We start from the raw sequence: 22,835 nt of genomic DNA, 5'->3' as shown, positions 1-22,835 counted from the left end.
GGAGAAACGGTTCAGCTTAGGCCCGAGAGCGTGTGCCTTCCGAATCAGACACATCCCTTTGGTTGCGCGGATTGCCAACTCGCATGAAGACCAACCACCGACAACTTATGCAGGGTTAGCTTGCCCGCGTAAAGCCCAACTTCCAGAAGGACTCACCGCTTCGGCAGCGCTCCGAAACGTTGCGGCAGCGCCGACAAACATACCAATCGCCACGGAACCAGCTGACCCAAGTGGCATAGGAGCCACAACGCTGACGGCCAGAAGCGCCGCCGCCCCGCATCCGAGGAACACAGTCGTTGGATCGCGCCGACGGAAAACCCTTAGCAAAGGGATGGCTGACAACGTGAGCCACCCTATCAAACCGAGCAGTCCCGTCTTGACCACGATCCAAAGATAAAAATTATGAGCGTAAATGGTCCCTTTGTCCGCCCAAAACGAACCTGCTTCGCCTTCTCCCGGCTTGTAAGCATAACCAAACCCGTGCCCGAACAAAGGTTGCTCTCGGATGGCCTGAAATAGAAACAGGTTCTCCCTCTCCCTGTACAGCACGGACGTATCGAGTGCCAGGGTTTGTTGACTGAGACCTTCGATTACCCTCGACGAATAGGTAGCCAGTTGTCCGGCAATGAAACTAGATCCAGGGAGGAATTGCAGGACGGGCATCGTAACAAATATTAGAATAGTTGCAGCTGCCAATGCCAAGAGTCGGCGAATTGCAGAGCGCAAACTCTCTTTACTTCCCATGACCACTAGCGCGAAGATAAGGGCGGCCGCAACGCCCAGCAGAGTATTTCGGGAAAATCCGAGAAAAGACACAATAAGTGCAGGCAACAAAAATTTCATTGCGCTTCCTTTTTGCGTTTTTCCGACAAGCCAAAGCCCAAGGTAACCAGCCATAACTGGCAACGCTAGGTTTGTTGTGCCCGTGATGATGCGTGTGGCGGCTCCACTACCGCTACCCGAACCTTCTAGATACAGCGTTGCCTCTTCTTGACGACCGGCTATTGGAATGCCGGTGACACTGCTAAACAGAATAAGCGCTGCAGAACCCCAAAGGATGATAGAGGTTAGCTTCATTGTTTGCTGCGTTTGGGGATTAGCAGCATATCGTCCGCTGATAAAGAACGCAGCAGTGAAGTACAACAGGCTGCGAACATCGGATATCACATGGGTAACCGAATTTCCGGCTGTGAGGGAGATCATACTCCCAGCCGACAACACAAGGAGTATCAAGAGGCTGGCGGTGTCGGTAACTCGGGCGGCCGGTACCCGGAGCAGAGCGACTAGCACGGCCGTGTAAAGGAACGGCTCGAACAAATACATACTGAAGCCGGGGACGGGAACCTGCGTTGGCACTCCCATCGGCATGGTTAGGAACGCTGAAAGCAGTGCTACATATGCAGCCAGCCAGGGAAACCGCAAGCAGAATCCCAGAAATAACAAACTTGACGCTACGACTAAGGCTGCCGCGCCGACGTCGACAGCCAATATTCCGAGCACAACGGCAATGCCGACTGATCCTAGCCATAAAATACCGCCTGACGGGAATGTAGCTTCCTGCCAAACGCCTGGCTTAACCCATCGACGTTCCTTGGACTTAGGTGTCATTTTCGGACAATGCCGCGAACAATTGTTGGAAGGATATCGACCAGGAAGACGGGTAAGCACAGGACTATATAGCGGCCAAACAGTCGTTTGGGCTCTTGTACGAGCCGAAATAACCATTCACTTCTAAACTTCTTGACTAGCTCAGGTGCCGGCCTGCGAGCATCTACAATCATGTCGATGGCACCCCCAACCGCCATGACAGTGCCTGGGAAACCAGCCCTGTGGATTGCGTGCCCAATATCGTCGCCAAATGGTGGGGTAACCGCCACGAGAAGAAGATCTGCGCGTGCTTCTCCAAGCAACGTGCTGATGATCTCCGAATCCCATTCGTTCCGACGTCCATGTTCTCTGAAGACAAGATCGACACCGGCCGCAGCAAGTTTTTCGGCGAACTTATCACCCGACTCTTGCGTGGCCCCTAGCAGCCCTACACGTAACCCTTGCAACCGTTGGTCAGTAAGCAGTCGCTGGGTGAATACAGAGCCTGTGACTCTGGCAACGCGACGATCCATTCCTTTCAGCGCCGATACAATTGGCCATCCGTCAGCAGTCACAAAATCAGCTACAGCCATGATTTCCGAGAAAGGCTTTGACTGTTTTGCGAGTGCCAAATGGTGAAGGTTGACGGTCTGAATGCGGGCATTAGGCCTACTTGCAACGAGTTCCACTAAAGCGTCGTCTGATGCGATGCACCCGTCTCGCAGGAGTTCTACGTGCTGGCTGCTCATTGGTGATCCTCGATGTCGACTTGCGACGACGACAGCGCCACGTAATCCTCTAGTTCGCTGAGTTTTACAGCGTCCCCCCACGATTCCCGGGAGGTGGTTTGGGCGCCGCCGAAATTTACGGAACCCTTTCCAAGGTAGTCGCTTATGACGTCTACCATACCGTCTACGTCATCAGCCAAAATCGCGCCCGACATTAGACCGGCATCCCTGGCCAGGGTAGTGGGCACAACAACGGGACGTCCGTAGGTTACAGCTTCCAACATCTTTACCGATACGCCTGTGGATTCGCCCATGCGTGGCACTACGACCAGGTCCGCGGCGTCGTAGAACTCAGCGAGGTCGTCGATCCGACCGAGGCTGGTAACGCCTTCGGCGTTTGACCAGGTCTCGCTGTTTCGTCCGGACAGCACCACAGTTGCACTGGGAAGCTTCTCCCTTACTTTCGGCAAGACCTCGTCGACGAGTAGGCGTATGGCTTGAGCGTTCGGAGGCCAAGTCGCTTTGCCGATGAAGCCTATGACTGTAGATAAGGGAGTTCTCTCATTGAATTCTTCTGGCGCAATGGTCAGATGTTTGCAAGGGATTCCCCAGCTCTCAATGCGGTCAGCATCAGACCCCGAGATGGCTAAGACGGTCTTCGGTTTCCGAAGAATGTCTCGTTCTTTGGCCTCCATTCGACCCGCATTTCCCATCCACCTAAAGAGCGCAGGATCGTGACTTCGCGAGATGACCGTATCTACATTGTGAGCGATGTGAAGGTCGCTGGTTACGCCCGCGTCGGCCAACAACAAGAGGGCTGGCCACTGACTAGTAACGACAAAATCATTGGGGCCCAGCGTCATCGCGAGGCTCTGAATCTTCTTCACTTCGCGTGTCCATTCAGCTGACACTCGGAACTTGGCAACCTGATACGCCTCGCGACGCGACACCATCCGGAGCAGAGTGCGAGCCATAAGTGACTTGGAGGTCCGGATCTCCAAAGGCACGCTGGAGGGCCCTCCACCGCAAATCGGGTGCACATTGACGTCAAACGAGTCATCGAGAGCCCCGATCAGGGCCCTATCGACCCAAGACGCTCCGCCGAGATCCGACTGGGTTGGGTCGTACGTGGTGACAAACGTCAGCCTTCGATGACTCATGATGACTCCCCCTAGGTCCTTCCAAACGAAAGCTCAGACCGCCACCCACTACGGCAAGACCGAGTTGCACCGAGACTGAGACCACCGCCGGTGATAAAGCAGTTCTACTACGACAACTGTAGCTTCCAATAATAAACATCACCGAATGTCACGCTTGACGAGAGGTTCGTTACCTCCGCTACGGCCAGCGGCCCCTTGAGGCATCCGCAAATCCCCTGACAGCATCCTTGACTCTGCCAACTCCGAGAGACCCATACTCTGCCAGCTCGTAGAGACCCGCCATATAGGCCGTTTTCACCATAGGTCGGTGAAAGCGTGATCAACGGCATCTCGCTATAGTGTGCTGCGGGGCCACGTCCATGCTGAGAGCATCCCAAGCTTCTCGGGAGGTCGATGCGCCATCCGAGGGCCGGTTCGACGAGGCCAGCGCATAATCTTCCACTCAACACTCCCATCTTCTCGTGGCACGTCGAAGGGGTGTAATTCGGACACATCAGTGGAAGAGAAAGCTACATGGCACCACAAAGATCTGGCACTGCTCGAAGCGCTTTCGTAGTTTGCCGCAAGGAGTAGTTTTGAAAAGAAGCGACATTTAAGTAATTGTGATGCACGAGAGGCAGATACTGATGCAGGCAGTTGATGAGAATGAAATCAAACGAGCAAAGTTTTATTCGATAATTCGATCGGCACATATAGAACGCTCGGCGGAATCTTCTGATTGGATCCTGTATTCGCGAACAAATTATGATATGGACCCAGATTTACTCGAGTCAAATGTTCGGGTGAGGAAAGTCTCACCCTGGCAACTACCCAGGTTTTTGAATGATAACAACATTCGCATACTGGAGGTCAATGAGCCACTGATGCTGCCAGCATGGCCAGTCCTAATTCCGATTTTTTTGCTACGCTTACTTCACCCTTTGATGCGAAGCAGACTACGGGTTGTTTTCTACGCTATTGAAAATCTTGACCCAAGCGTGAACCTAGCGCGTCGTCTGCATATGCCCTTGAATATTTCACGGATCATAACGTCGCTTGCATGTCGACTGGCGTTCAGCGCGACTAATCGCGTTGCTTTTGGAACTCAAGGATCAATGGATCTATATGCATCCATCCTTGGTTCATACTGGCAAAGACCCGAGATCCTGTCGAAGGTTCGACGCATCGACCCTTTGCCAGCGCCAGCGAAGGTTTCCAGCCACAACAAGGTGCCCGGATCAGTTCTTTACCTCGGCGATCTGTCCAGCCGTAAGGGCATCACTCGTCTCATGACTGGTTGGGACAAACTTCCCAAAGGACATGGACTGACCTTACGGGTCATCGGGATTGGCGAGGAACTAGACAAAGTCACGGGCTGGGCTGCCGGGAAGCCGGAAGTAAGCCTGCTCGTCGACCCCAGTCGATCCGTCATTCATGAGACATTGGCGACGTCCGAGACGTTAGTTCTCCTATCCAGTACGTCACTGATTTGGCGTGAGCAAATAGGATTGCCCCTTCTTGAAGGATGGAGTTATGGCTGCAACCTAATAAGCACCGACGCAACAGGAATTGCTGATCTACTAAGGCGCTCAGGACATGCCGTACTCCCGGAAGACTTCTCAGACGATATGCTCATCGCAGCGCTCACGGGTTCTATAGCGCCACGACGTCCCGCCCAACTAATTCAACAGGCGTTGCCGGCCGTAGACGGACGGCGCGCCGCTGACGAATGGTTGGGGGACATCTCTGAACCAGCCAGTGACATATCCAGGAACACAAATTGAAAACCTATGACGTTTACTATCCGAGCCAGATCGACGTATGTGCTTGGCAAGGTGAATATAACGACAACACCAAACCAGATTCCTGGCCCTACGGGCTAAACCGAATTGCAGACAACGGCGCTATAAGATTCCAAAACATCGACCGACAGAGATCACTAGCGACGGCGACGACTGCACTGCTACGAAGATCTCAAGAGGCAATCTTAAACAGGACGATTACAAACCCCGTTTTGCCGGTTACATGGGACGAACGCACTGCCCTTGATGTCTTTCTCGCAAGCGGCAGAGGGCCAGTCGCGACGGGCATCATTTGGGCAACGGACCAGCTTAATAAGCCGGCATCCTATCTGCGTTTACGGCTTTTGCGTCGTGTTTTAAAGGATGCCAGTGCCCTATGGTGCTTGTCTAATGCACAACTGAGTGTCGTGGACAAATGGCTAGGAGTGCGGTCAAAGAACCGCCGCGCCCAGTTCCTACCGTTCGGCATAGATGCTGAGTTCTATTCTCAAAAGCCTGCGGCGAGTGAGCGTCTGATTTTCAGCGTGGGCGGTGACCGGGACCGAGATCCTGCAACGCTATTCGCTGCATTGTCTGCGGTGATTCGGGCGAGGTCGGATGTAAGGGCAATTGTTCAGACTACATCTTCCCTCACGCCACCGGAAGGAGTGACGGTCGTGAAGCGGTTTAGTCACACCGAACTACGGGAAATGTATGCGCGAGCAGCCGTCGTCGCGTTGGCCACAAAGCCAAATCTTCATGTTTCTGGTATGACAGTTTCCTTGGAGGCAGCTGCGACTGGACGGCCAGTCGTCATAACCAAAACGCCTGGAATGAATGATTATGTTGTTGATGGAAAGACAGGACTTTTGGTTCCGGTCGGAGATTCGAAAGCGCTTACTCAACGCATTCTTCAGTTGCTGGACGACCCTGAACAGTCTGCGGAAATGGGTCGTTGTGCACGTCTCCATGTTGAGCGGAGCCACACATCTGCAATAATGGCAGCACGCATTCGGGAAATTCTTGAAGCTAGCGAGTTGCATTGACAACGACAAAATTTGCCTTCGCGCGGCAACGCAATTTAGTCGGTGGTTATGAGCCGTTCTAGTGTTTCTAAAAACATTTTTTCTGTAGCGTTATCCAACTTAGCATTACCAGTTGCTGCTTTTGCCGCAGGTCCTATACTTGCTCACTCGCTGGGAGTCGAAGGGCGCGGTGAACTTACGGCAGCAGTCGCCCCACTCCTGCTATTCACTGCCATAGGGACTGTGGGGCTACCGGAAGCGGCAAACTTCTTTGTCGCCCGAAATCCTAATTTGTCACGTTTTATTGTTAGACAGACAACTTGGTTACTTACCATTAGTGGCGTCTTGGCAACGGCGCTGGCGTTTGCCATTACACCGCTCTTGGCTAGCGGCAACCCGGCCCTACACCAACTCATGCTCGTTGCAGTCTTAGCGACGACTCCCACGTTAGTAATCGGCGCCATTCGCGGCGCCGCCCAGGGCCAACACCTGTGGGGCCGAGTCAATGCTGAAAGATACGTTACAGCGGCGACACGCCTTGTCGCGCTACTAATCCTTTGGCTGTCTGGAAGTTTGACTCCCTTCACCGGAATGCTCGCCCTTATCATAAGTCCCCTATTAGGAGGGCTGGCTTACACACGCCTACCGAGCCCGCGAGCCACAGATGAACCGCTACCTATTAAACGGCTTCTAGGTTATGGGAGCCGAATATGGCTCGGATCCCTTTCTGGCATATTGTTGGCCAGAATAGACCAAGTTCTAATGACGCCCTTGGGCGGGACTTATGCTCTTGGTCTCTACGCCGTGGCTGTAAACATTGCAGAGGTAGTACTAATCACGAATCACGCCGTGCGCGACGTGATGTTCTCCGCTGATGCGGCCGACTCCAACGACGAGCGCGTGTTTCTCTCTTCCCGCTTGTCAATGCTTACATCGGCACTGATAGGCCTGGGCATATGCGCCACAATGAACCTCTGGGTTGGCATAATCTTCGGCCACGAGTTCTCAGGATCAGTCCTCCCGACGTGTGTCCTAGTCGCGGCTTACGTCTTGTGGGTTCCTGGCTCCATTGCGGGGGCGACGCTCTCTTCAAGAGGTTTACCCGGAAAGCGGAGTATCGGCCTGTTCATCGCCACGTTGGCAAATGTCGTTTGCCTCGTGATTCTAGTCCCGATTTGGGGAGCTCTCGGCGCTGCGTACGCCATGCTGGTCGGGAACATCTTTGCGAGCGTATACACGCTAGCGTGTGTGAATCGATATTTTAATATGCCAATACTACCATTCTATGCCGTGCGATTTTCAGACTTCCAAATGATAATTCACAAACTACGGAGTGTCAGGCGGAACAATCTGCGAGAAGTGGAAGTTGACGATGAATACAGTTCTTAAATCGGTAGTTATTTTGATGGTAAATTACAAAAGTTCGACATACGTGAGCTCGTGTCTTGCAAGTTTGGACCCTGAACCGGTGGAACAGATAATAATCGTTGAAAATGGTTCCGGTGAAGACGAGTGGCTCAGGCTCCAAGAGGCAGTTAGGGGGCACGCTTCGAAAGTTCGCCTTGTTCGCAGCCACGTAAATCTGGGCTTCGGGGCGGGTGTTAATTTTGCGTCCTCGTACGTGAATCCCGACTACGCTGGCCTACTTTGGATATTGAATCCGGATACGACGGTTACAAAAGGCTGCGTCACTTCTCTGGCCAATAGGGTAGTAAATGGCGAACTGGACGTCGTCTCGCCTGCAATCGTGACGGGCCCCAGAACTGCACCTTCCGTATGGTTTGCGGGGGGAGTTATGGACCTCGCTGCTGGCGCCACTCGGCACATGGGGTATGGCGGGCCCCTGCCGTCAGTCGCCGGAATCATCAGTTCGACGTTCATTACGGGCGCTGCTCCGATGATTAGCTTCGAAGCATGGAAAAAATTGGACGGCTTCAACGAGAGTCTATTCCTCTACTGGGAAGACGCAGATTTATCGCTTCGCGCACGGAACCTCGGTCTCTCGATGGGAGTCGACCTGGACTCTCTCATATGGCACGAAGAGGGTGGATCCGGTGAGGACGAAGGACGTAGCGCTCTCTATTATTTCTATATGCAAAAAAATCGACTTATCGTCAGCTCCCCCTACTCAGGCCTATGGAGCCTGCTAATGGGTAAGGGGGCCAAAGAAACAGGCCGCCTTCTGTTGCGACCTTTGCGTGAAAAACAAGGACGGGCGCGGAAGGCATTGGCTTCGATTCGTGGTCTCGCGGCCGGAATATATGCGGTACGAAAACAAAAGGTTCAAGACGAAACTATGGCTCTTATTGGAGAGAAATGAATCCTTCCCGTCTTTGGTTGATGTCCTCCAGAGCATTCCGAAAAGGTCACATTCTGCAGGCAAAGGTCCTGAAGCTGCTGAACTATCTGGTTTTTCGCTGCATTCTTCCTTATGAATGCGAACTGATAGGCGGAGTCGTTCTTTGGCACAGGGGTCTTGGCACGGTCATTCATCCAGCAATTAAGATTGGAAATAATGTACAAATCGCACATGCGGTTACAATCGCCGGAAGCGGTAAGGGGCAGTCGGAGATCGGAAATGATGTCATTGTTGCGGCTCATGCAGTTATCATTCCGAAGAACAGAGCGCCTTTTAGGATAGGCGACCGTGCGGTAATTGGCGCAGGCGCTGTAATTGTGGGCGATGTCCCGCCTGATGCCGTAATGATTGGAAACCCCGCTAGAAATGTAAACGACTTGGACGCCTCCAGCCCTCACCTCACGCCGCCGATCTAACGTGACTAATCCCACATAGTTGCGCCGAATGACAACTCGTCACGCGCCCTAGCTACTGCAAAAACAGCTAACCTGTGGTGGCCAAGGAACGCAAAAGGCAAGTGGAAGCCTACGTCCTCGCGGCGTGGAACAATCATCTGTGCCGGGCACCATGCCATGGCATCACTGCGGGAATCTCCCGCCCAGCAAAGAGGACTTGGGGGCGTATGTCGGGGTCGATACCGGACTGGCGGGCCAAAACGGCTCGAATCCTGCGAATTGTTGACGCCTTTATCGTCATGTGGGCCGTGACTGGGGCGTATGTTGTCCGGTTCGGCATCGAGCCTGACGTGGTTAGTTCACGCCAAGACCTTGCTTACTTATGGTTCTCTATGATGCTTGCTATTGCTTGGTGGCTGATGTTGGGGGCCTGGAACACCCGGCAAAGCCGGATCCTGGGCTCAGGTCCGGACGAATATAAGAGAGTAGCAGCTGCGTCGCTTTGGCTCTTTGGATTGGTAGCCATCGTCTCCTATGTGTTCCGTATAGATACAGCAAGAGGCTATGTGGGGATCGCACTACCGGTGGGGCTTGTCGGGCTGCTTCTTGGTCGGTGGCTGCTCAGGCAGCACTTAAGCGTCCACAGACTCAAAGGCTCGAGCATGCATCGACTCTTGCTTGTGGGAGGGCCAAGTGCCGTTGCGCACCTCAACTCCTCGCTAAAAGGTGCTCGGCACGCTGGATATGAGCCCATCGCCGCTTACATTCCTGGATCGAGCCCAGATCAACGGCTTGAAACAGGCCTGTCATTGCCAGTGTTGGGCCATGAACCAGATACCTCATCAATACTTCGTGCCATCGATCAGTGCCGTGCAGACGCAGTTGCTGTGTCAGCCGGTGTACAACTTCATCCGCAGACACTCCGACACCTTGGGTGGGAATTGGCCGCGCGAAACGTTGGTCTGATTATGGCCCCAGCTCTCACCGACATCGCAGGGCCGCGAATACACACACAGCAAGTTGCGGGGCTACCGCTGATTCATGTGACCACGCCAACACTGGAAGGTGGACAACGCGTTGCGAAGCGTCTTTTCGACGTGATTGTCTCTGCAATTCTCATCATCGTTACATTGCCCCTAATGGCTGTTCTCGCCATCTTGGTCAAGTTTGACAGCGCTGGGCCAGTGCTCTTCAGGCAGGAACGAGTGGGCCAAGGAGGGTCAGTATTTGCAATGCTCAAGTTCCGCTCTATGGTGGTGGACGCTGAGAAGCAGCTTGCTGACCTGGCGCATCGCGACGAAGGAAACGGAATCCTTTTCAAGATCAAGAATGACCCGAGAGTCACTCGAATCGGAGGACTCTTGCGCAAATACAGCCTCGACGAACTCCCGCAGCTTTTCAATATTTTCGCCGGCTCCATGAGTCTTGTCGGCCCCCGGCCACCGCTCCCAAGGGAAGTCGCAGGTTATGAGCACGATGCACGAAGGAGACTATTGGTGAAGCCCGGCCTAACCGGGCTATGGCAAGTCAGCGGACGTTCGAATTTATCTTGGCAAGATTCCGTTCGCCTAGACCTTTATTATGTTGAGAATTGGTCTCTGGCAGGTGACCTCGTGATTATTCTCCGCACCGTTCGTGCTGTTTTTCACAGCACTGGAGCGTACTAAAAACTATCTAAAGCTAGAAGTCTGCCCTCGGGGAAGGAATAAACAGAATGCTAATTTCTGTGATTGGTTGTGGCTATCTCGGAGCTGTTCACGCAGCTTGCATGGCAAAGCTCGGTCATGAGGTTGTCGGGATCGACGTTGACGATCGAAAGATCTTGCAACTGTCATCCGGACGGGCGCCTTTCTTCGAACCGGGTCTCGAGGATCTCCTGCGGGAACAACTGCAGGCTGGTCGGCTGACATTTACAACCGACATGTCCGCGGCAGCGGAAGGCGAAGTCCATTTCATTTGCGTTGGAACCCCACAGAAGAAGGGTGAGAATGCGGCCGACTTGACCTACGTGGATGCAGCGTTAGGAGCACTCTTACCTCATCTGTCCGCTGATGACGTAGTGGTGGGAAAATCCACTGTTCCCGTGGGCACAGCCGCCCGACTAGCAGCCCTGGTTAGCGCCGAGCAGCCAACATCGCACCTCATTTGGAATCCAGAGTTCTTGCGAGAAGGGTTCGCAGTATCGGATACCCTTTCTCCTGACCGATTTGTTTATGGAGTGTCTAGTGGCTCAGAAGACGATGATGCGGTTCGTAAACTCGACGAAGTATACGCAACGGCGCTTGATTCGGGAACTCCTCGATTAGTCACAGATCTTCCGACTGCGGAACTGGTGAAGACTGCCGCAAACTCTTTCTTGGCCACGAAGATTTCCTTCATCAACGCTATGGCGGAAGTTTGCGAAGCGGCAGGAGCCGACGTTACGCAACTCGCTGACGCCATAGGCATGGATGATCGAATCGGTCGAAAGTTCCTCAATGCGGGCATTGGGTTTGGCGGCGGTTGCCTGCCCAAGGACATCCGGGCGTTCATGGCCCGCGCCGGTGAGCTTGGTGCCGATCAGGCACTGACATTCCTCCGTGAGGTGGACGCTATCAATATGCGCCGCCGAACGCGCGTGGTCGAGCTTGCCCGCGACCTGTGCGATGGGTCGCTGCTAGGAAAACGCGTGACGGTTCTGGGCGCGGCATTTAAGCCCGAAAGTGATGATGTTCGTGATTCACCCGCACTTAGCATTGCGGCACAACTGCAGTTGCAGGGTGCGGTCGTAACGGTGACGGATCCGAAAGCCCTGGCCAACGCATCACGCAGATTCCCCGAACTCCACTATGAAGCGGATACTTCGGCGGCGGTAGAGAAAGCGGATGCCTTGTTGCTGCTCACTGAGTGGCAGGAGTACCGCGCTTTGGATCCCTATGCGTTGGTGGAGTCTGTCTCTTCACCGCGCGTTCTTGATGGCCGCAATGTCCTAGACGCTGCGAAATGGCGAGCTGCTGGCTGGACATACCGCGGCTTGGGGCGCCCCTGACCATGGCTGAATCTCAGGGCTCTTCAGTTACGAACGCGCCGAATCGAACACGACGGCCGTCGAGATCCGGACGAAAGCGTAATCGTGGACGGTTCCTTTTCGTCGGGGCTTCATTGGCCGGCGTCGTCCTTCTTGCAGCGGCCGGGGCAGCGTGGCTTGGCAACAAAGCTTCCGAGATTAACACTGAGCTGACCGGGGCCACGCGGCTGATCCCCACCCTCAGGGAGGAGATCGCCTCCGACAACGCGGAAGGAGCTGCTAATACGGTTGGTCAAATTCGCGCCCACACATCAACCGCGAAGCAGTCTGCGGACGATCCGCTCTGGACGCTGGCGGCGGGACTGCCCGGTCTTGGCTCTAACTTCAGTGCCGTTGCCGAGGTGGCCCGCTCTGCCGATGACGTGGCTGCTCTGGGCCTTGAACCACTAGCAAAAGTTTACGGCTCCCTCAATTGGGAAACGCTTCTGCCGGGAAGCTCTGGTACGGATCTTGAACCGCTCAAGGCAGCCTCACCGAGTATTAGCGGTGCGGCGAATGCCGTACGGCTTTCAGCAGACAGACTGGGTCAAGTCGACGCCACGAAGCTGCTCTCCCAAGTCGCCAACCCCTTAACTAGCGCCCGGGACCAGTTGCAAGACCTCACCGGCACTCTCGACGCAGCCGCCGACGCTGCAAATCTTGCGCCGGGAATGCTCGGCGCACAAACACCACGTAACTACCTCCTAATGATCCAAAACAATGCCGAGACTCGGGCTTCAGGCGGCATACCTGGTGCGCTGGCAGTTCTTACCCTTGATAAAGGCAGTCTGACGCTGGGCTCCCAGAGCAGCGCCACCGACGTCGGCATCATGTCTCCCACCTTGCCTGTGGAGCCTGAGCAGCAGCAAATCTACTCCAGCCGATTAGGCAAGTACATGCAGGACGTGAACCTGACTCCGGACTTCCCCACTGCGGCCGGCACAGCGCAAGCCATGTGGGAGCGCAAAACGGGGCAGCACGTGGACGGCGTCATCTCTATTGACCCTGTTGCACTTGGCTATGTACTGGACGCCACGGGGCCGGTAAAGATCACTCACCCGGAGCTCATTGCACTCGCCAGCCGCGGACTTCCCACCGAACTGAATGGTCAAAATGTTGTCAAGACATTGCTGTCCGACGTTTATGCCAAGATTCAGCAACCCAAACTCCAGGATGCCTACTTTGCAGGCGTGGCACAGGAGACCTTCGCGGCACTATCCAGCGGAAAAGGCGAGGCCAAGGGCCTGATCAAGGGACTCACTAAAGGTGTGGAAGAAGGCCGGGTCTTGGTCTGGTCTGGGGCGCCGTCGGAACAGTCCGTGATAGGCAAGTATGCCCTGAGCGGTTCGATTGCCGGACCGAGCGTTGCTCCTGCCCAATTTGGCGTCTACTTCAACGACGGCACCGGGGCCAAAATGGACTACCACGTCAAACGCACAGTGCAGTTAGTGAAGGAATGCGCCCAAAACGGTTATGAACAGACAACCGTCCGTATAACCAGCACCAACACTGCACCCGCTGACGCAGCTAAGTCCCTGCCGGATTATGTCACCGGCGGTGGGGCATTCGGGGTGCCCGCCGGATCAGTGCAAACCAACATCGTGGCCTATGGCCCTGTCCAGGCCTACGTAGAGACAGCCAAGCTGGACGGACAAAGAACCGATTTCGCCCCTTACCGGCATAGCAACCGCCCTGTCGGCGTAGTGGCAATTCTGCTCGCCCCGGGAGAGAGCAGGTCAATTGACTTCACTTTTGGGAAGATCGTTCAACACACGGAACCTAACGTAGTTGTCACGCCTACCGTCCAGAATGTCAAGGATGTGATCCTGCCCACAGAGAACCAATCGTGTGGGTAGCAGTCATAGACAGCGCGTTAACACTATGTAAACCGTCTTGATTGACGTTGCTCTCCTTTCGACAGTAGTGGTAACGTCTTTTTGGGATATTTATCCGGGATTTCCGTACAGGTCTCGTGCGGAGAGGAACCTCCTCAAGAAATCGGATACACAAACTTAAACGTCTCCGGGGGGACAACCATGAAAAAAGCACTCGCAGCACTCGCACTCGCAGGCTCACTGGCACTGGTGGGCACCGCGCCGGCCATCGCCGCCAACTACCCGGCCATTCCGCCGCAGGCCGCCGTTTCAGACGGAACTGTTGGCCCGGGCGAATCGTTCGTGTTCCGCGGCCGCGGTCCCTTCGCTGGTGAGACCCTCACCATTCGGGTAACCCCGGGCAACCCGCCTGCCGCCACAGGAGCCGCAGTCGGTAACCGATCAGTGAGCTCGAGGATCAACGTCGTTACCGAGCCGCAGACGCTCAGCACCCAGGCGGACGCCCAGGGCAACTTCTCGGTGCCGATCACCATCACCGAAGCCGGTACCTACTCGATCACCGCCACGGGCAACACCAGCGGTAACACCGTTGGTCCTGTCACCGTTGTGGTAGACCCGGCCTACGCCAATGGCGCTGGGCTGGCCAATACCGGCGGCGCTCCGCTTGCCAACACCGGCGGTCTCGCCAACACAGGCGCTGACTCGGGCCTGATCCTCTGGACGATCGTGGGCGCAGGCGCACTGGCCGCTGGCGCGGCTTCCGTAGTTGTTGTCCGCCGCCGCGCCAAGAATGAGGCTGCCGCGTAACTGCAGCACCTGCAAGTACTAAAGCCAGAGGGTGGTTCTCCGGAAACTGGAGAACCACCCTCTTGCCTTTAATCCGACAGGCTCAACCACCGAACCTTGGAGCTCCTTGAAATACATTGAGAGTTATGGGCTGTGGCGCAAGATCCTCGTCGCCATGTTGGTACCTCTGGCGTTCATTGCGTTTTGGCCCAGCCCCGTGGACCAGCCTGTCCAAGGCGATCTCGCTAGAATTCTGCATTTCCTCCATGACCACGGAATTCCGTCATGGTTCAACTATCAGTTCGTGGAGGCGTCCGCTAACGTGATGCTTTTCGTCCCCCTGGGCGCAGTCTCCTCACTGGCATTTGCCGAGAAACAGTGGTGGCAGATCGGGGCACTCGGTTTGCTGGTATCCGGGCTAATCGAACTCGGCCAGCAACTGTTTCTTCACAACCGGTTCGCGAGCCCGCTGGACATTGTCACAAATACCGCAGGCGCTGTCATTGGCGCCCTGCTGGCCCTAACCACCCTGAAACGACTACAGGCCCGCAGCCTGTCAGCGACGGGCCTGTAGGGGCACTAGAGAGTGGTAGAGGACCTCAGCCCACGAAGCCCTTCAGCCACGTCTTCAGGTCCTCGCCGAACTCCACACGCTCGGAGGCCAGTGTGATGACGGCCTTAAGATAGCTCAGCTTGTCGCCCGTGTCATAACGGCGGCCTTTGAAGACCACGCCGTAGACACCGGAGCCTTCGCCCTCGCCAGCAGCCAGAGTCTGGAGGGCATCGGTCAGTTGGATCTCTCCGCCGCGGCCCGGTGCCGTATTCTCCAGAACACCGAAGACGGACGGGTGCAGTACATACCTGCCGATGACGGCCAAGTTCGACGGCGCCTCGCCAACCGCCGGCTTCTCCACCAAGCTGTTGACCCGGACGTAGTCTTGGCCGTCGATGGCTGTGATGTCCGCGCAACCGTAGGCGCTGATCTGCGAGTGATCCACCTCGATCAAGGCGATCACAGAGCCGCCCGTCTTCTGCTGCACCTCCATCATGGTGGTGAGCAGATCCTCTACCTCGTCGATCAGGTCATCACCCAGCAACACTGCGAAAGGCTCGTCGCCCACGTGCTGCTGCGCGCACAGCACCGCGTGACCCAGGCCTTTGGCCTCGCCCTGACGGACATAGTGGATGGGGCCAAGATCCGAGGCCTCCTGGACCGATGCAAGGCGCTGCCTGTCGCCTTTCAGCTCAAGAGTCCGTTCCAAGCCGGGGGCGCGGTCGAAATGGTCCTCGAGGGCACGCTTGCTGCGCCCGGTGATCATCAGAATGTCGTCGAGTCCGGCTTTGACAGCTTCCTCTACGACGTACTGGATGGCCGGCCGGTCCACCACGGGCAGCATTTCCTTCGGCATCGCCTTGGTGGCGGGCAGGAATCGAGTCCCCAGCCCGGCAGCAGGAATGACGGCTTTTGTAATTGATTTCCCCATTGTCATGAGTGAACCTTACAAAATCGATGGACCATAGCGGCAATCACGGCTGATCTTTACGGGTTTCCACAACGGATTCAGACCGGTTCAACCACCGTGCCGGCGTCGACGAAGGTCCCTCACAATATGGGGTGCCGAATGCAAGAACCGGGACCACCTGGCGCGGTGGGACTTGAGACGACCTCGTAGGGACATGTCAGCGTAAATGTCCCGGGACAGATGCACTTCCGGTGCCGGGAAGACCGCCCGGAACAGCATCCCCGGCTTGTCCTGCCAAGGAGCCTGGGCAATAGCGATCAGCCGGGCACTGCCCGGCTCCTTGGCCAAGACACGGTTCCGCCATTCAGTGGACGCCTCCGGCCACTCGACGGCCACGTTCGGAGCAAGCAGATCCCCGAGGAAGGGACGCACGGCGGCCAGAGAGCCTGTGGCCTGGGCAAGGTCCAGGATGGCGGGAGCGTGCGCCTCACGTTCAGTGAGCTCCGCCAGAAACCTAAGTTCCGCATTGCAGGCCAGCAGGTGTGGCGAGCGCAGTGCATGGAGGGCAAGAAGGAGGATCCCCAGCTCCTTGGCCGGCACCCTTACCCCCTGCCCGGCCAGTCCGAGGACCTCGGTGTTCGCCCACATCACCTCATAGGAATCCTCAGGGGCATTCTCCATGCCGGGAAACCGGTAGTGGACATCGATGCAACAGGGCCACTCTGGGTGATGGACAGTCACCGAGTGCTTCGGAAAGGTCAGGCTGTCCAGATCCACCGGGCGCTCACGCCAGCCTCGTTCCTGCAACCCACCAACCATCGATTCGAGATCGGCCGGGTGCACAAAGACGTCCACATCACCGGATGTCTTGGGCATTCGTAGCCCTTGGACCACACTCGCTGGCCCCTTGATGAAAAATGCCCGGATGCCCAAGCCGTTCGCCACCCGTTGCACCATGGCATGGCCCAACAGGACGGCCTCAGGAATGTTGAGCTGCGTATCCGTACCTTCGTCTTCCATACGGAGGACCTAGACCCGGGCCCGGCGGCCGGACGACACCGATTCGTGGAGGCTTTCCTCCACGCCGTGCCGCTGGGGGCCAACAGTCGTCCAACGCGTGGCAGAGTCCGAGGCAAGCGACTCGATCGCCGCGGGGGCGGGCGCCGACTTGTACGTCCCGTAATAGGAGTAAGAGCCATTTCCCCGGGTGGGCACGTAGTTGAGGACCGCACCCAGGATCCGGCCCTTGACCTTGTCCAGGTTCCCCAGCGATCCTGCCAGCTGCTCCTGCGTGGTCCTGCCCGTCCGGATCACCACGATAGCGCCGTCAGCCGCGCGGGAAAGGACGGCGGCATCCGTCACCGGGAGCAGCGGCGGAGCGTCAATGAGGACTACAGCATTCTCGGCGAGCGTGTTCAGCATGTTCTTCATGGCACGGGACCCCAGCAGCTCACTGGGGTTCGGCGGGATGCGGCCCGACCCCAGGACCGAGAGGTTCGGCAGGGCACCCCACGGCTGGAGGACATCGTCCAGCGTTGCGGTGCCGGTCAGAACGTCGGTGACCCCGGCTCCCGGAACCAGGTTGAAGACGTCCACCAGCGTGGGGCGGCGGAGGTCGCCGTCGACCACTACTACGTTCTCGCCGGCGGCCGCCATGGTGACCGCGAGGTTGGCCGTCACCGTGGACTTTCCCTCTGACTGCACGGAGCTGGTGACCACAATGATGCGCGGCGGCTGGTCCACGTCCAGGAAGCTGAGGTTGGTGCGCAGTTCGCGGAGGGCCTCGGCCATTGCCCCGCCGGCGTCGTGGACGTGAGTGGCGGTCCCGGCGTCCAGGACGGTGCTTCTTTCATCCAGGCGGTGGTCCACGGGGAGGGTTCCGATGACGGGAACCCCGAAGAGCTGCTCGATCTCCACGGCGCCGCGGATCCGGTGGTCCAAGTGCCGGCGGACCAGCGCGTAGGCCGTGCCGAGGGCGAGGCCGACCAGCGCGCCAAGCGCGAGCGAGAGCTTCACGTTGGGCGACACAGGACTGGACGGCAGCACCGCTTTGCCCAACGGAAGCACCCGAACGGCCGACGCAGGGGCGGCACCTGATGCTCCGGCGTCGGGCGTTGCTGAGGTACCTGACTCCACAACAGTCGCGGCGGGAGGTGCCGTTTCGATGGCTTCCACCTGGGCGGCGAGGCCGTTGACCCACGCATCGGCCACACGCTGGGCGGTGGCCGGGTCAGCCGACTGGGCGGTCACCCTGATCTCCGCGGTGTCCAGGGGGACTTTCACACTGATGGAGCCGAGGAGGGCGTCTGCGGTCGTCTTGAGTTGCAGGTCTGCGATGACGCGGTCCGCGACGAGCCGCGACTTCGCCACGGACTCGTAGTTCTTGACCTTCGCCTTGGCCAGGCTGTCGCCGGCAAGGGAGAGGCTGACGTTGTCCGAGCCGGGCGTCACCACAATTCCGCTGGAATCGGAGGAGTAGATCTTGGGCTGCAGGACCGTCCAGCCGAACGCTGCGAGCGTGGCTAGCAGGGTGAACGCGATGATCGCCTTCCAGTACGTGCGGACCACGCGCAGGTAGTCGTTCAGGTCCAGGCCTGCCTGCGCCTCCCCCGGGGTGGCTGTTGTGACGCTCATGGTGGTCCCTATCGTTCAAGTTCGTGTTTGTTAGTTGCTGCCGAGTTCCAAGACTGATTTCGCAATGAGTTGATTGACTGCTTCGGAGACGGCGTCCCGGTAGCCTTCCGGGCGGCCGTGCACCTTGCCGACTTCTTCGGCGATCTGGTCCACCGTTATGGGGCCGGCGGTGGCTTCCCAGATGGCCGGCCCGGTACCGCTCAGCCGTAGGATCTCGTTGTCCAACATGACCAGCAGGTCGTCGCCGATGGTCACGGCGTCCTTGGCCGTCGCCCGGCGGATGTAGCTGGCCGGGATGTGACCGGCTTCGATTTCGAGTCCAGGCGCAGTCCACTCGGGCTGCGTGGGGAGCTGCTGTTTGAACAACGGCGCTATGACTTCGGGCAGATCGGCGGCTTCCGAATACGTCGCCTGCCAGACTCCCCCAACGCTGTCGATCAAGCGGCACAAGGACTGCAGCGGCTGGTCGATTTCCCCTTGCGAGGAGGAATCCGGGATCAGTGCGAGCAGGGCGTCGGCAAGTGGCACCTTGTTCAGAGTCGGGAGGACCGGGTGCGTACCTTCAACCCGGTCGAGCAGCACGATGGACTGGATGAATGGGTTGGCGGGCGCCGGCTGGAGTCCGAGTTCGTCCGGACCCAATTGGAGCTTCGGAACGACGTTCTCCTGCTTCACTGAGAGGGGCTTGGGGTACGGAACGACGGAGCCGTCGGGCCTGATGGCGACGGTCTCGTCCGTCACGTAACCGTAGTTTCCCGCCATCACGGAGGCCGCGGTGGTCTTGCCGGTCCCCGACCTGGCGACAAGCCCCACCACGGCTCCGGTGGACGGATCAGCCACACCGCACGCGTGCAGCATGGTGAGCTCGCCCGCATTGGCCAGAATCGCGGCGATGGTGAGGCGAGAGGTGAGGTCCTCAGCCAGCTCATCAAAGGAAGCGGCCTGCAAGGCAAACGTGCCGACGTCGTTCCTTCCGGAGTCAAAGGTGACGGACGCTGAGAATGGCTGCGAGCCATTGGGTTCCCTCGGCAGTGATGGAGGGTGCGGTGCCCTGTCACTGGCACACCGCGCCCACGCTGAGCGCATTCTCTCCCGCTGCTCCGCAGTCACCCCCCGGCCCCAGCGGACAGTGAACTCAACGCCCAAGACGTTCAGGCACAGCGGGTCCCGTCCGACCGGTATTTCCTCAAACTGCAGTGGCACCCAGGCCACTTGTACGTTGCTATCGCTCATGATTCCCCCCGAATCTGAAGCTGATGTTGTTATTAGCTGGCGGCGCTGGCAGGTTCAATCAGCTGCTGGGCTGCAAGGCTGGCCAGGAAGGCTTCAACCTGGGCATGAATTTGGCCGGTTGCGTCCTCGAAAGTCACTTCCAGCTCAGCGATGACGTCCGACTGGTCGCGCCGGCCGTCGATCAAGTCCCATATGGTCGCTGCCGTACCTTCGAGGACCACCGGCTGGTTTGCGTCGAGGTGCAGCAGGGCAACGCGGTTTGATGAGTGGGTGCGGACTTGGGCGACGTCGGCACTGCGGCGCCAGGCAACGTTAGTGGTCACTTCAGTTGCGGCAGCGTAATAGAAGGGCCCACCGGCTTCAGCTGTTTGGTCGCCGTACCCTGTTGAAACGTAATCAGCGAAGTCACATCGAACGTGCCTGAATCCTGCTTCTTGGCGCTGTAAATAAAGCCGCTCAGGTTGAAGGTGAGCACTGTTGCACCGGCCGGCAACGTGGACGAAAACGTGAAGGTGTTGCCGGACTTGCTAATGGACAGAGACGTTGACCCCACGTGGACCGTGGAAAGAGCGATGGTGCCTATAGCCAGCGCCTTCGGCGTAATGGTGAGTTGAACCTCGACATTGCCAGTTACGCCGACGAGGTCTTTCAAACTCACCGTGGCCGGCACCGTCACGCCTGGTCGATCGTGTGCGCTGCTCACACTGGAAGTAACAAGTTGGGTCCCTTCTGAAATTGACCCGGATGCTGCCGGAGGCGTTGGCGGCGTCGTCGGCCCCGGTGACGCCGACGCGGGCGGGGCCCCGACTGCAGCCACAATGACCGGTACCGTCCATGCCACACCGTTAAACACCCCGCGGCGGCTGACCTCGCCCTCTTCGACGTTTGCGACTTCTGCATTCAGAATCTCAGACAAATTGCGCCCCTAAGAAGTTTTCAACTGCGGCCCCCAGGGCCGCCAAGTGTTCGGCGCGTTGTCGCGACGAACCCACTCTTCCCAACGCGGCCCAAGGTTACGTCAACCGGTTTGCAAGATTCCGTCAAGTTATGCTCTCTTTTTCTTCAAGACGCTTTTGACCTGCGGCGATGCACCGACGCAGGCTGCCCCGCTGCAAACCTGAGCACCGAGGACTGCCCCACGTGGCACCCCGGCAGCCTTTTGAACCGGAAGCGGGCCACCGCCGTCGTACTGTTTACCCACAGGAGCCAAGTTGGCCCGGTGGGAGCACAATGTAGAGACAGGCAGGCCCACTCAGGCCGGCTTCCGGCGTCGAGGACGGTGCACCATGAAGGCGATTCAGTCCCGGTCCGCAGCACTGCTGATGGCAGCGCTCCTCCTAGGCGGCTGCGCCACCGGCGGCGGCAGTTCCGGCACCACCAGCTCCCCGGCGCCCGCGTCCGCATCAGGAGCGGCCGGTGCCACGACGTCGGCCGCCACCATCACCATCAAGGACTTCGGCTACAGCGCGTCCATCACGGTGGCACCAGGGACCGCGGTAACAGTCACCAACATGGACTCCGCGGCCCACACCGTCACGGCGGACCAGGGCCAGGCCTTTGACGCGAGGGTCGCAGGAAGCGGCGGAACGGCCACGTTCACGGCCCCCTCAACCCCGGGCACCTACCCCTTCCACTGCACCTACCACCCCAACATGCACGGGACGCTGACGGTCAAATGAGCATGGCCCTGCGGGTCCTGACAGCCCTCGGCCTGTTCATTGATGCCGGTGTTCATTTCCACCTCGCCCCGGGCTACCAGGCCGCCACCGCCGGCGGGATCGGGCAAGGCAACCTGTTCCTGCTCGAGGGCACCGCAGCGCTCCTGTCCGGGCTGTACGTCCTGATCCGGGGCAGCAGGGCCGCCTACGCCGTTGCCCTGGCCGTGGCTTTCAGCGGTTTCGTTGCCGTGGTGCTGTACCGCTATGTGGATGTTCCCGCGTTCGGGCCGTTCCCGGCGATGTATGATCCCGTATGGTTTTTCGAGAAGTCACTCAGCGCCGTCGCGGAGGGCGCGGCAACCGTCTTAGCCGCCATGGGCCTGGCCCGGTCCGCTCCCACACCACGGACGGTGAGGGCGCCCTGAATACTCTAGAGAGCGGGTCCGCGTTGCGTGCCTCGTCCGACGCGCTGACTGCAGTTGCCGTGTACGGCGCAGCGGGTGCCTGGCTGTCAGGCGTGACCTGGCCGGACCTGGGACTTCAATCTCTGGCGCTGGGCGCCGGCGCCCTGGTGATCGGGAACGCCGCCGCGGCCATCCTTCGCCGCACCCCGTGCTTCTCGACGCCGGCAGACCGGGTCACTCTGCTCCGGGCCGTCCTCGTGGCCCTGTGCGCCGTGCTGGCTGTTCCGGTGCTGCTGACAGGAGACCGGCCCGGCGCACTCCTGGTCATTATTGGTGGCGTTGCCTTCCTCATGGACGCCCTGGACGGGCCGGTGGCCCGGCGCACCGGCACAGCATCGGCGGATGGCGCACGCCTGGATACGTCGACGGACGCAGCCCTGGTGCTGGTACTCTCCGCCGCGACCGCGGTAACGGTGGGCGCGTGGACCCTCTGCATCGGGGCGCTCTACTACCTCTTTGTGGCCGCCGGCCGCCTCTGGCCCCACCTCCGCGGCCCGCTCCCGCCCCGCGCCGGCAGCAAAGTAATCGGCGCCCTGCAGCCCTTTGCGCTGCTCCTTGCCTTGACGCCGGGCATCCCGACGGCGGTTGGCATCGCGGCGTGCGGATTGGCCTTTCCGCTGCTCGTGTACTCCTTTGCCCGCGACGTAGTTGCGCTGGAACGGCTCCGCCGCGTCCCGGTGTCCGTCTAGTGGCAAGAATCAG

Annotated in this window: 22 protein-coding genes; 13 read left to right on the top strand and 9 right to left on the bottom strand. The window is 58.2% G+C overall.

Annotated elements, in window-relative coordinates; all coding sequences use genetic code 11:
* Positions 1-105: 105 nt before the first annotated feature.
* Genes NQJ30_RS14885 through NQJ30_RS14875 form a run of 3 tightly spaced genes read right to left on the bottom strand, consistent with a single transcriptional unit; the run spans position 106 to position 3,202 of the window.
* On the bottom strand, positions 106-1,608 hold the full coding sequence (locus tag NQJ30_RS14885; protein ID WP_255770749.1) for an O-antigen ligase family protein: 1,503 nt from the start codon (positions 1,606-1,608) through the stop codon (positions 106-108).
* A complete protein-coding gene (locus NQJ30_RS14880) occupies positions 1,605-2,336 on the bottom strand; it encodes a WecB/TagA/CpsF family glycosyltransferase (RefSeq protein WP_255770748.1) in 732 nt (243 codons plus the stop codon). The genes NQJ30_RS14885 and NQJ30_RS14880 overlap by 4 nt, the downstream gene beginning before the upstream one ends.
* Positions 2,333-3,202, bottom strand: coding sequence for a glycosyltransferase family 4 protein (locus NQJ30_RS14875; RefSeq protein ID WP_255770747.1), 870 nt, complete (start codon positions 3,200-3,202; stop codon positions 2,333-2,335). The genes NQJ30_RS14880 and NQJ30_RS14875 overlap by 4 nt, the downstream gene beginning before the upstream one ends.
* Before the next feature lie 899 nt (positions 3,203-4,101).
* Between NQJ30_RS14875 and NQJ30_RS14870 the strand changes: the two genes are divergently transcribed.
* From NQJ30_RS14870 to NQJ30_RS14825, 10 genes are all read left to right on the top strand, one after another.
* Positions 4,102-5,238, top strand: coding sequence for a glycosyltransferase (locus NQJ30_RS14870; RefSeq protein WP_255770746.1), 1,137 nt, complete (start codon positions 4,102-4,104; stop codon positions 5,236-5,238).
* Complete coding sequence (locus NQJ30_RS14865) at positions 5,235-6,281, top strand: glycosyltransferase family 4 protein (RefSeq protein ID WP_255770745.1); 1,047 nt, start codon at positions 5,235-5,237, stop codon at positions 6,279-6,281. The genes NQJ30_RS14870 and NQJ30_RS14865 overlap by 4 nt, the downstream gene beginning before the upstream one ends.
* Positions 6,282-6,329: 48 nt before the next feature.
* Positions 6,330-7,649 (top strand): oligosaccharide flippase family protein, encoded by a 1,320-nt coding sequence (locus NQJ30_RS14860; RefSeq protein ID WP_255770744.1) that lies wholly within the window; start codon positions 6,330-6,332, stop codon positions 7,647-7,649.
* Complete coding sequence (locus NQJ30_RS14855) at positions 7,633-8,580, top strand: glycosyltransferase (RefSeq protein WP_255770743.1); 948 nt, start codon at positions 7,633-7,635, stop codon at positions 8,578-8,580. The genes NQJ30_RS14860 and NQJ30_RS14855 overlap by 17 nt, the downstream gene beginning before the upstream one ends.
* The gene (locus NQJ30_RS14850) at positions 8,577-9,035 is read left to right on the top strand and encodes a serine O-acetyltransferase (RefSeq protein ID WP_255770742.1); all 459 of its coding nucleotides are present in this window, start codon (positions 8,577-8,579) and stop codon (positions 9,033-9,035) included. Before NQJ30_RS14855 ends, NQJ30_RS14850 begins: the two co-directional genes overlap by 4 nt.
* Positions 9,036-9,241: 206 nt before the next feature.
* Positions 9,242-10,681, top strand: coding sequence for a sugar transferase (locus NQJ30_RS14845; RefSeq protein ID WP_255770741.1), 1,440 nt, complete (start codon positions 9,242-9,244; stop codon positions 10,679-10,681).
* Positions 10,682-10,728: 47 nt separating this feature from the next.
* A complete protein-coding gene (locus NQJ30_RS14840; RefSeq protein WP_255770740.1) occupies positions 10,729-12,042 on the top strand; it encodes a UDP-glucose dehydrogenase family protein in 1,314 nt (437 codons plus the stop codon).
* Between the two features lie 113 nt (positions 12,043-12,155).
* Positions 12,156-13,916: a DUF4012 domain-containing protein gene (locus NQJ30_RS14835; protein WP_308215246.1), complete on the top strand. Its 1,761-nt coding sequence runs from the start codon at positions 12,156-12,158 to the stop codon at positions 13,914-13,916.
* 180 nt (positions 13,917-14,096) lie between these two features.
* Complete coding sequence (locus tag NQJ30_RS14830) at positions 14,097-14,702, top strand: LPXTG cell wall anchor domain-containing protein (protein ID WP_255770738.1); 606 nt, start codon at positions 14,097-14,099, stop codon at positions 14,700-14,702.
* A gap of 106 nt (positions 14,703-14,808) precedes the next feature.
* Entirely contained in the window at positions 14,809-15,255 is a 447-nt protein-coding gene (locus NQJ30_RS14825; protein WP_255770737.1) for a VanZ family protein, read from the top strand.
* Between the two features lie 25 nt (positions 15,256-15,280).
* Here NQJ30_RS14825 and galU read toward each other — a convergent pair whose 3' ends face one another.
* The 6 genes from galU to NQJ30_RS14795 all read right to left on the bottom strand — a co-directional run bounded on the left by galU (position 15,281) and on the right by NQJ30_RS14795 (position 20,927).
* Positions 15,281-16,171, bottom strand: a complete 891-nt coding sequence (gene galU / locus NQJ30_RS14820; RefSeq protein WP_255770736.1) for a UTP--glucose-1-phosphate uridylyltransferase GalU — start codon at positions 16,169-16,171, stop codon at positions 15,281-15,283.
* Between the two features lie 81 nt (positions 16,172-16,252).
* Positions 16,253-17,164 carry a nucleotidyltransferase family protein gene (locus tag NQJ30_RS14815; RefSeq protein ID WP_255770735.1) on the bottom strand — a complete coding sequence of 304 codons (912 nt, stop codon included), beginning with the start codon at positions 17,162-17,164 and terminating at the stop codon, positions 16,253-16,255.
* A 9-nt stretch (positions 17,165-17,173) separates the two neighbouring features.
* A complete protein-coding gene (locus tag NQJ30_RS14810; RefSeq protein ID WP_255770734.1) occupies positions 17,174-18,778 on the bottom strand; it encodes a polysaccharide biosynthesis tyrosine autokinase in 1,605 nt (534 codons plus the stop codon).
* A 30-nt stretch (positions 18,779-18,808) separates the two neighbouring features.
* Entirely contained in the window at positions 18,809-20,011 is a 1,203-nt protein-coding gene (locus NQJ30_RS14805; protein WP_255770733.1) for a PqqD family protein, read from the bottom strand.
* Positions 20,012-20,043: 32 nt separating this feature from the next.
* Entirely contained in the window at positions 20,044-20,334 is a 291-nt protein-coding gene (locus NQJ30_RS14800; RefSeq protein ID WP_255770732.1) for a PqqD family protein, read from the bottom strand.
* Positions 20,331-20,927, bottom strand: coding sequence for a hypothetical protein (locus NQJ30_RS14795; RefSeq protein WP_255770731.1), 597 nt, complete (start codon positions 20,925-20,927; stop codon positions 20,331-20,333). Before NQJ30_RS14795 ends, NQJ30_RS14800 begins: the two co-directional genes overlap by 4 nt.
* Before the next feature lie 370 nt (positions 20,928-21,297).
* On the opposite strand from NQJ30_RS14795, the gene NQJ30_RS14790 reads away from it, so the two are divergent.
* The 3 genes from NQJ30_RS14790 to NQJ30_RS14780 are packed head-to-tail and all read left to right on the top strand — an operon-like array spanning position 21,298 to position 22,822.
* Positions 21,298-21,690 carry a cupredoxin domain-containing protein gene (locus tag NQJ30_RS14790; RefSeq protein WP_255770730.1) on the top strand — a complete coding sequence of 131 codons (393 nt, stop codon included), beginning with the start codon at positions 21,298-21,300 and terminating at the stop codon, positions 21,688-21,690.
* Complete coding sequence (locus NQJ30_RS14785) at positions 21,687-22,094, top strand: hypothetical protein (RefSeq protein ID WP_255770729.1); 408 nt, start codon at positions 21,687-21,689, stop codon at positions 22,092-22,094. The genes NQJ30_RS14790 and NQJ30_RS14785 overlap by 4 nt, the downstream gene beginning before the upstream one ends.
* Positions 22,095-22,117: 23 nt before the next feature.
* Complete coding sequence (locus NQJ30_RS14780; RefSeq protein ID WP_255770728.1) at positions 22,118-22,822, top strand: CDP-alcohol phosphatidyltransferase family protein; 705 nt, start codon at positions 22,118-22,120, stop codon at positions 22,820-22,822.
* The last annotated feature ends 13 nt before the right edge of the window (positions 22,823-22,835 follow it).

The organism is Pseudarthrobacter sulfonivorans (genome assembly GCF_024391045.1).
Lineage (GTDB): Bacteria > Actinomycetota > Actinomycetes > Actinomycetales > Micrococcaceae > Arthrobacter > Arthrobacter sulfonivorans_B.
The sequence above is the reverse complement of the archived record's forward strand: the minus strand, read 5'-3'. Positions and strand labels throughout refer to the sequence as shown.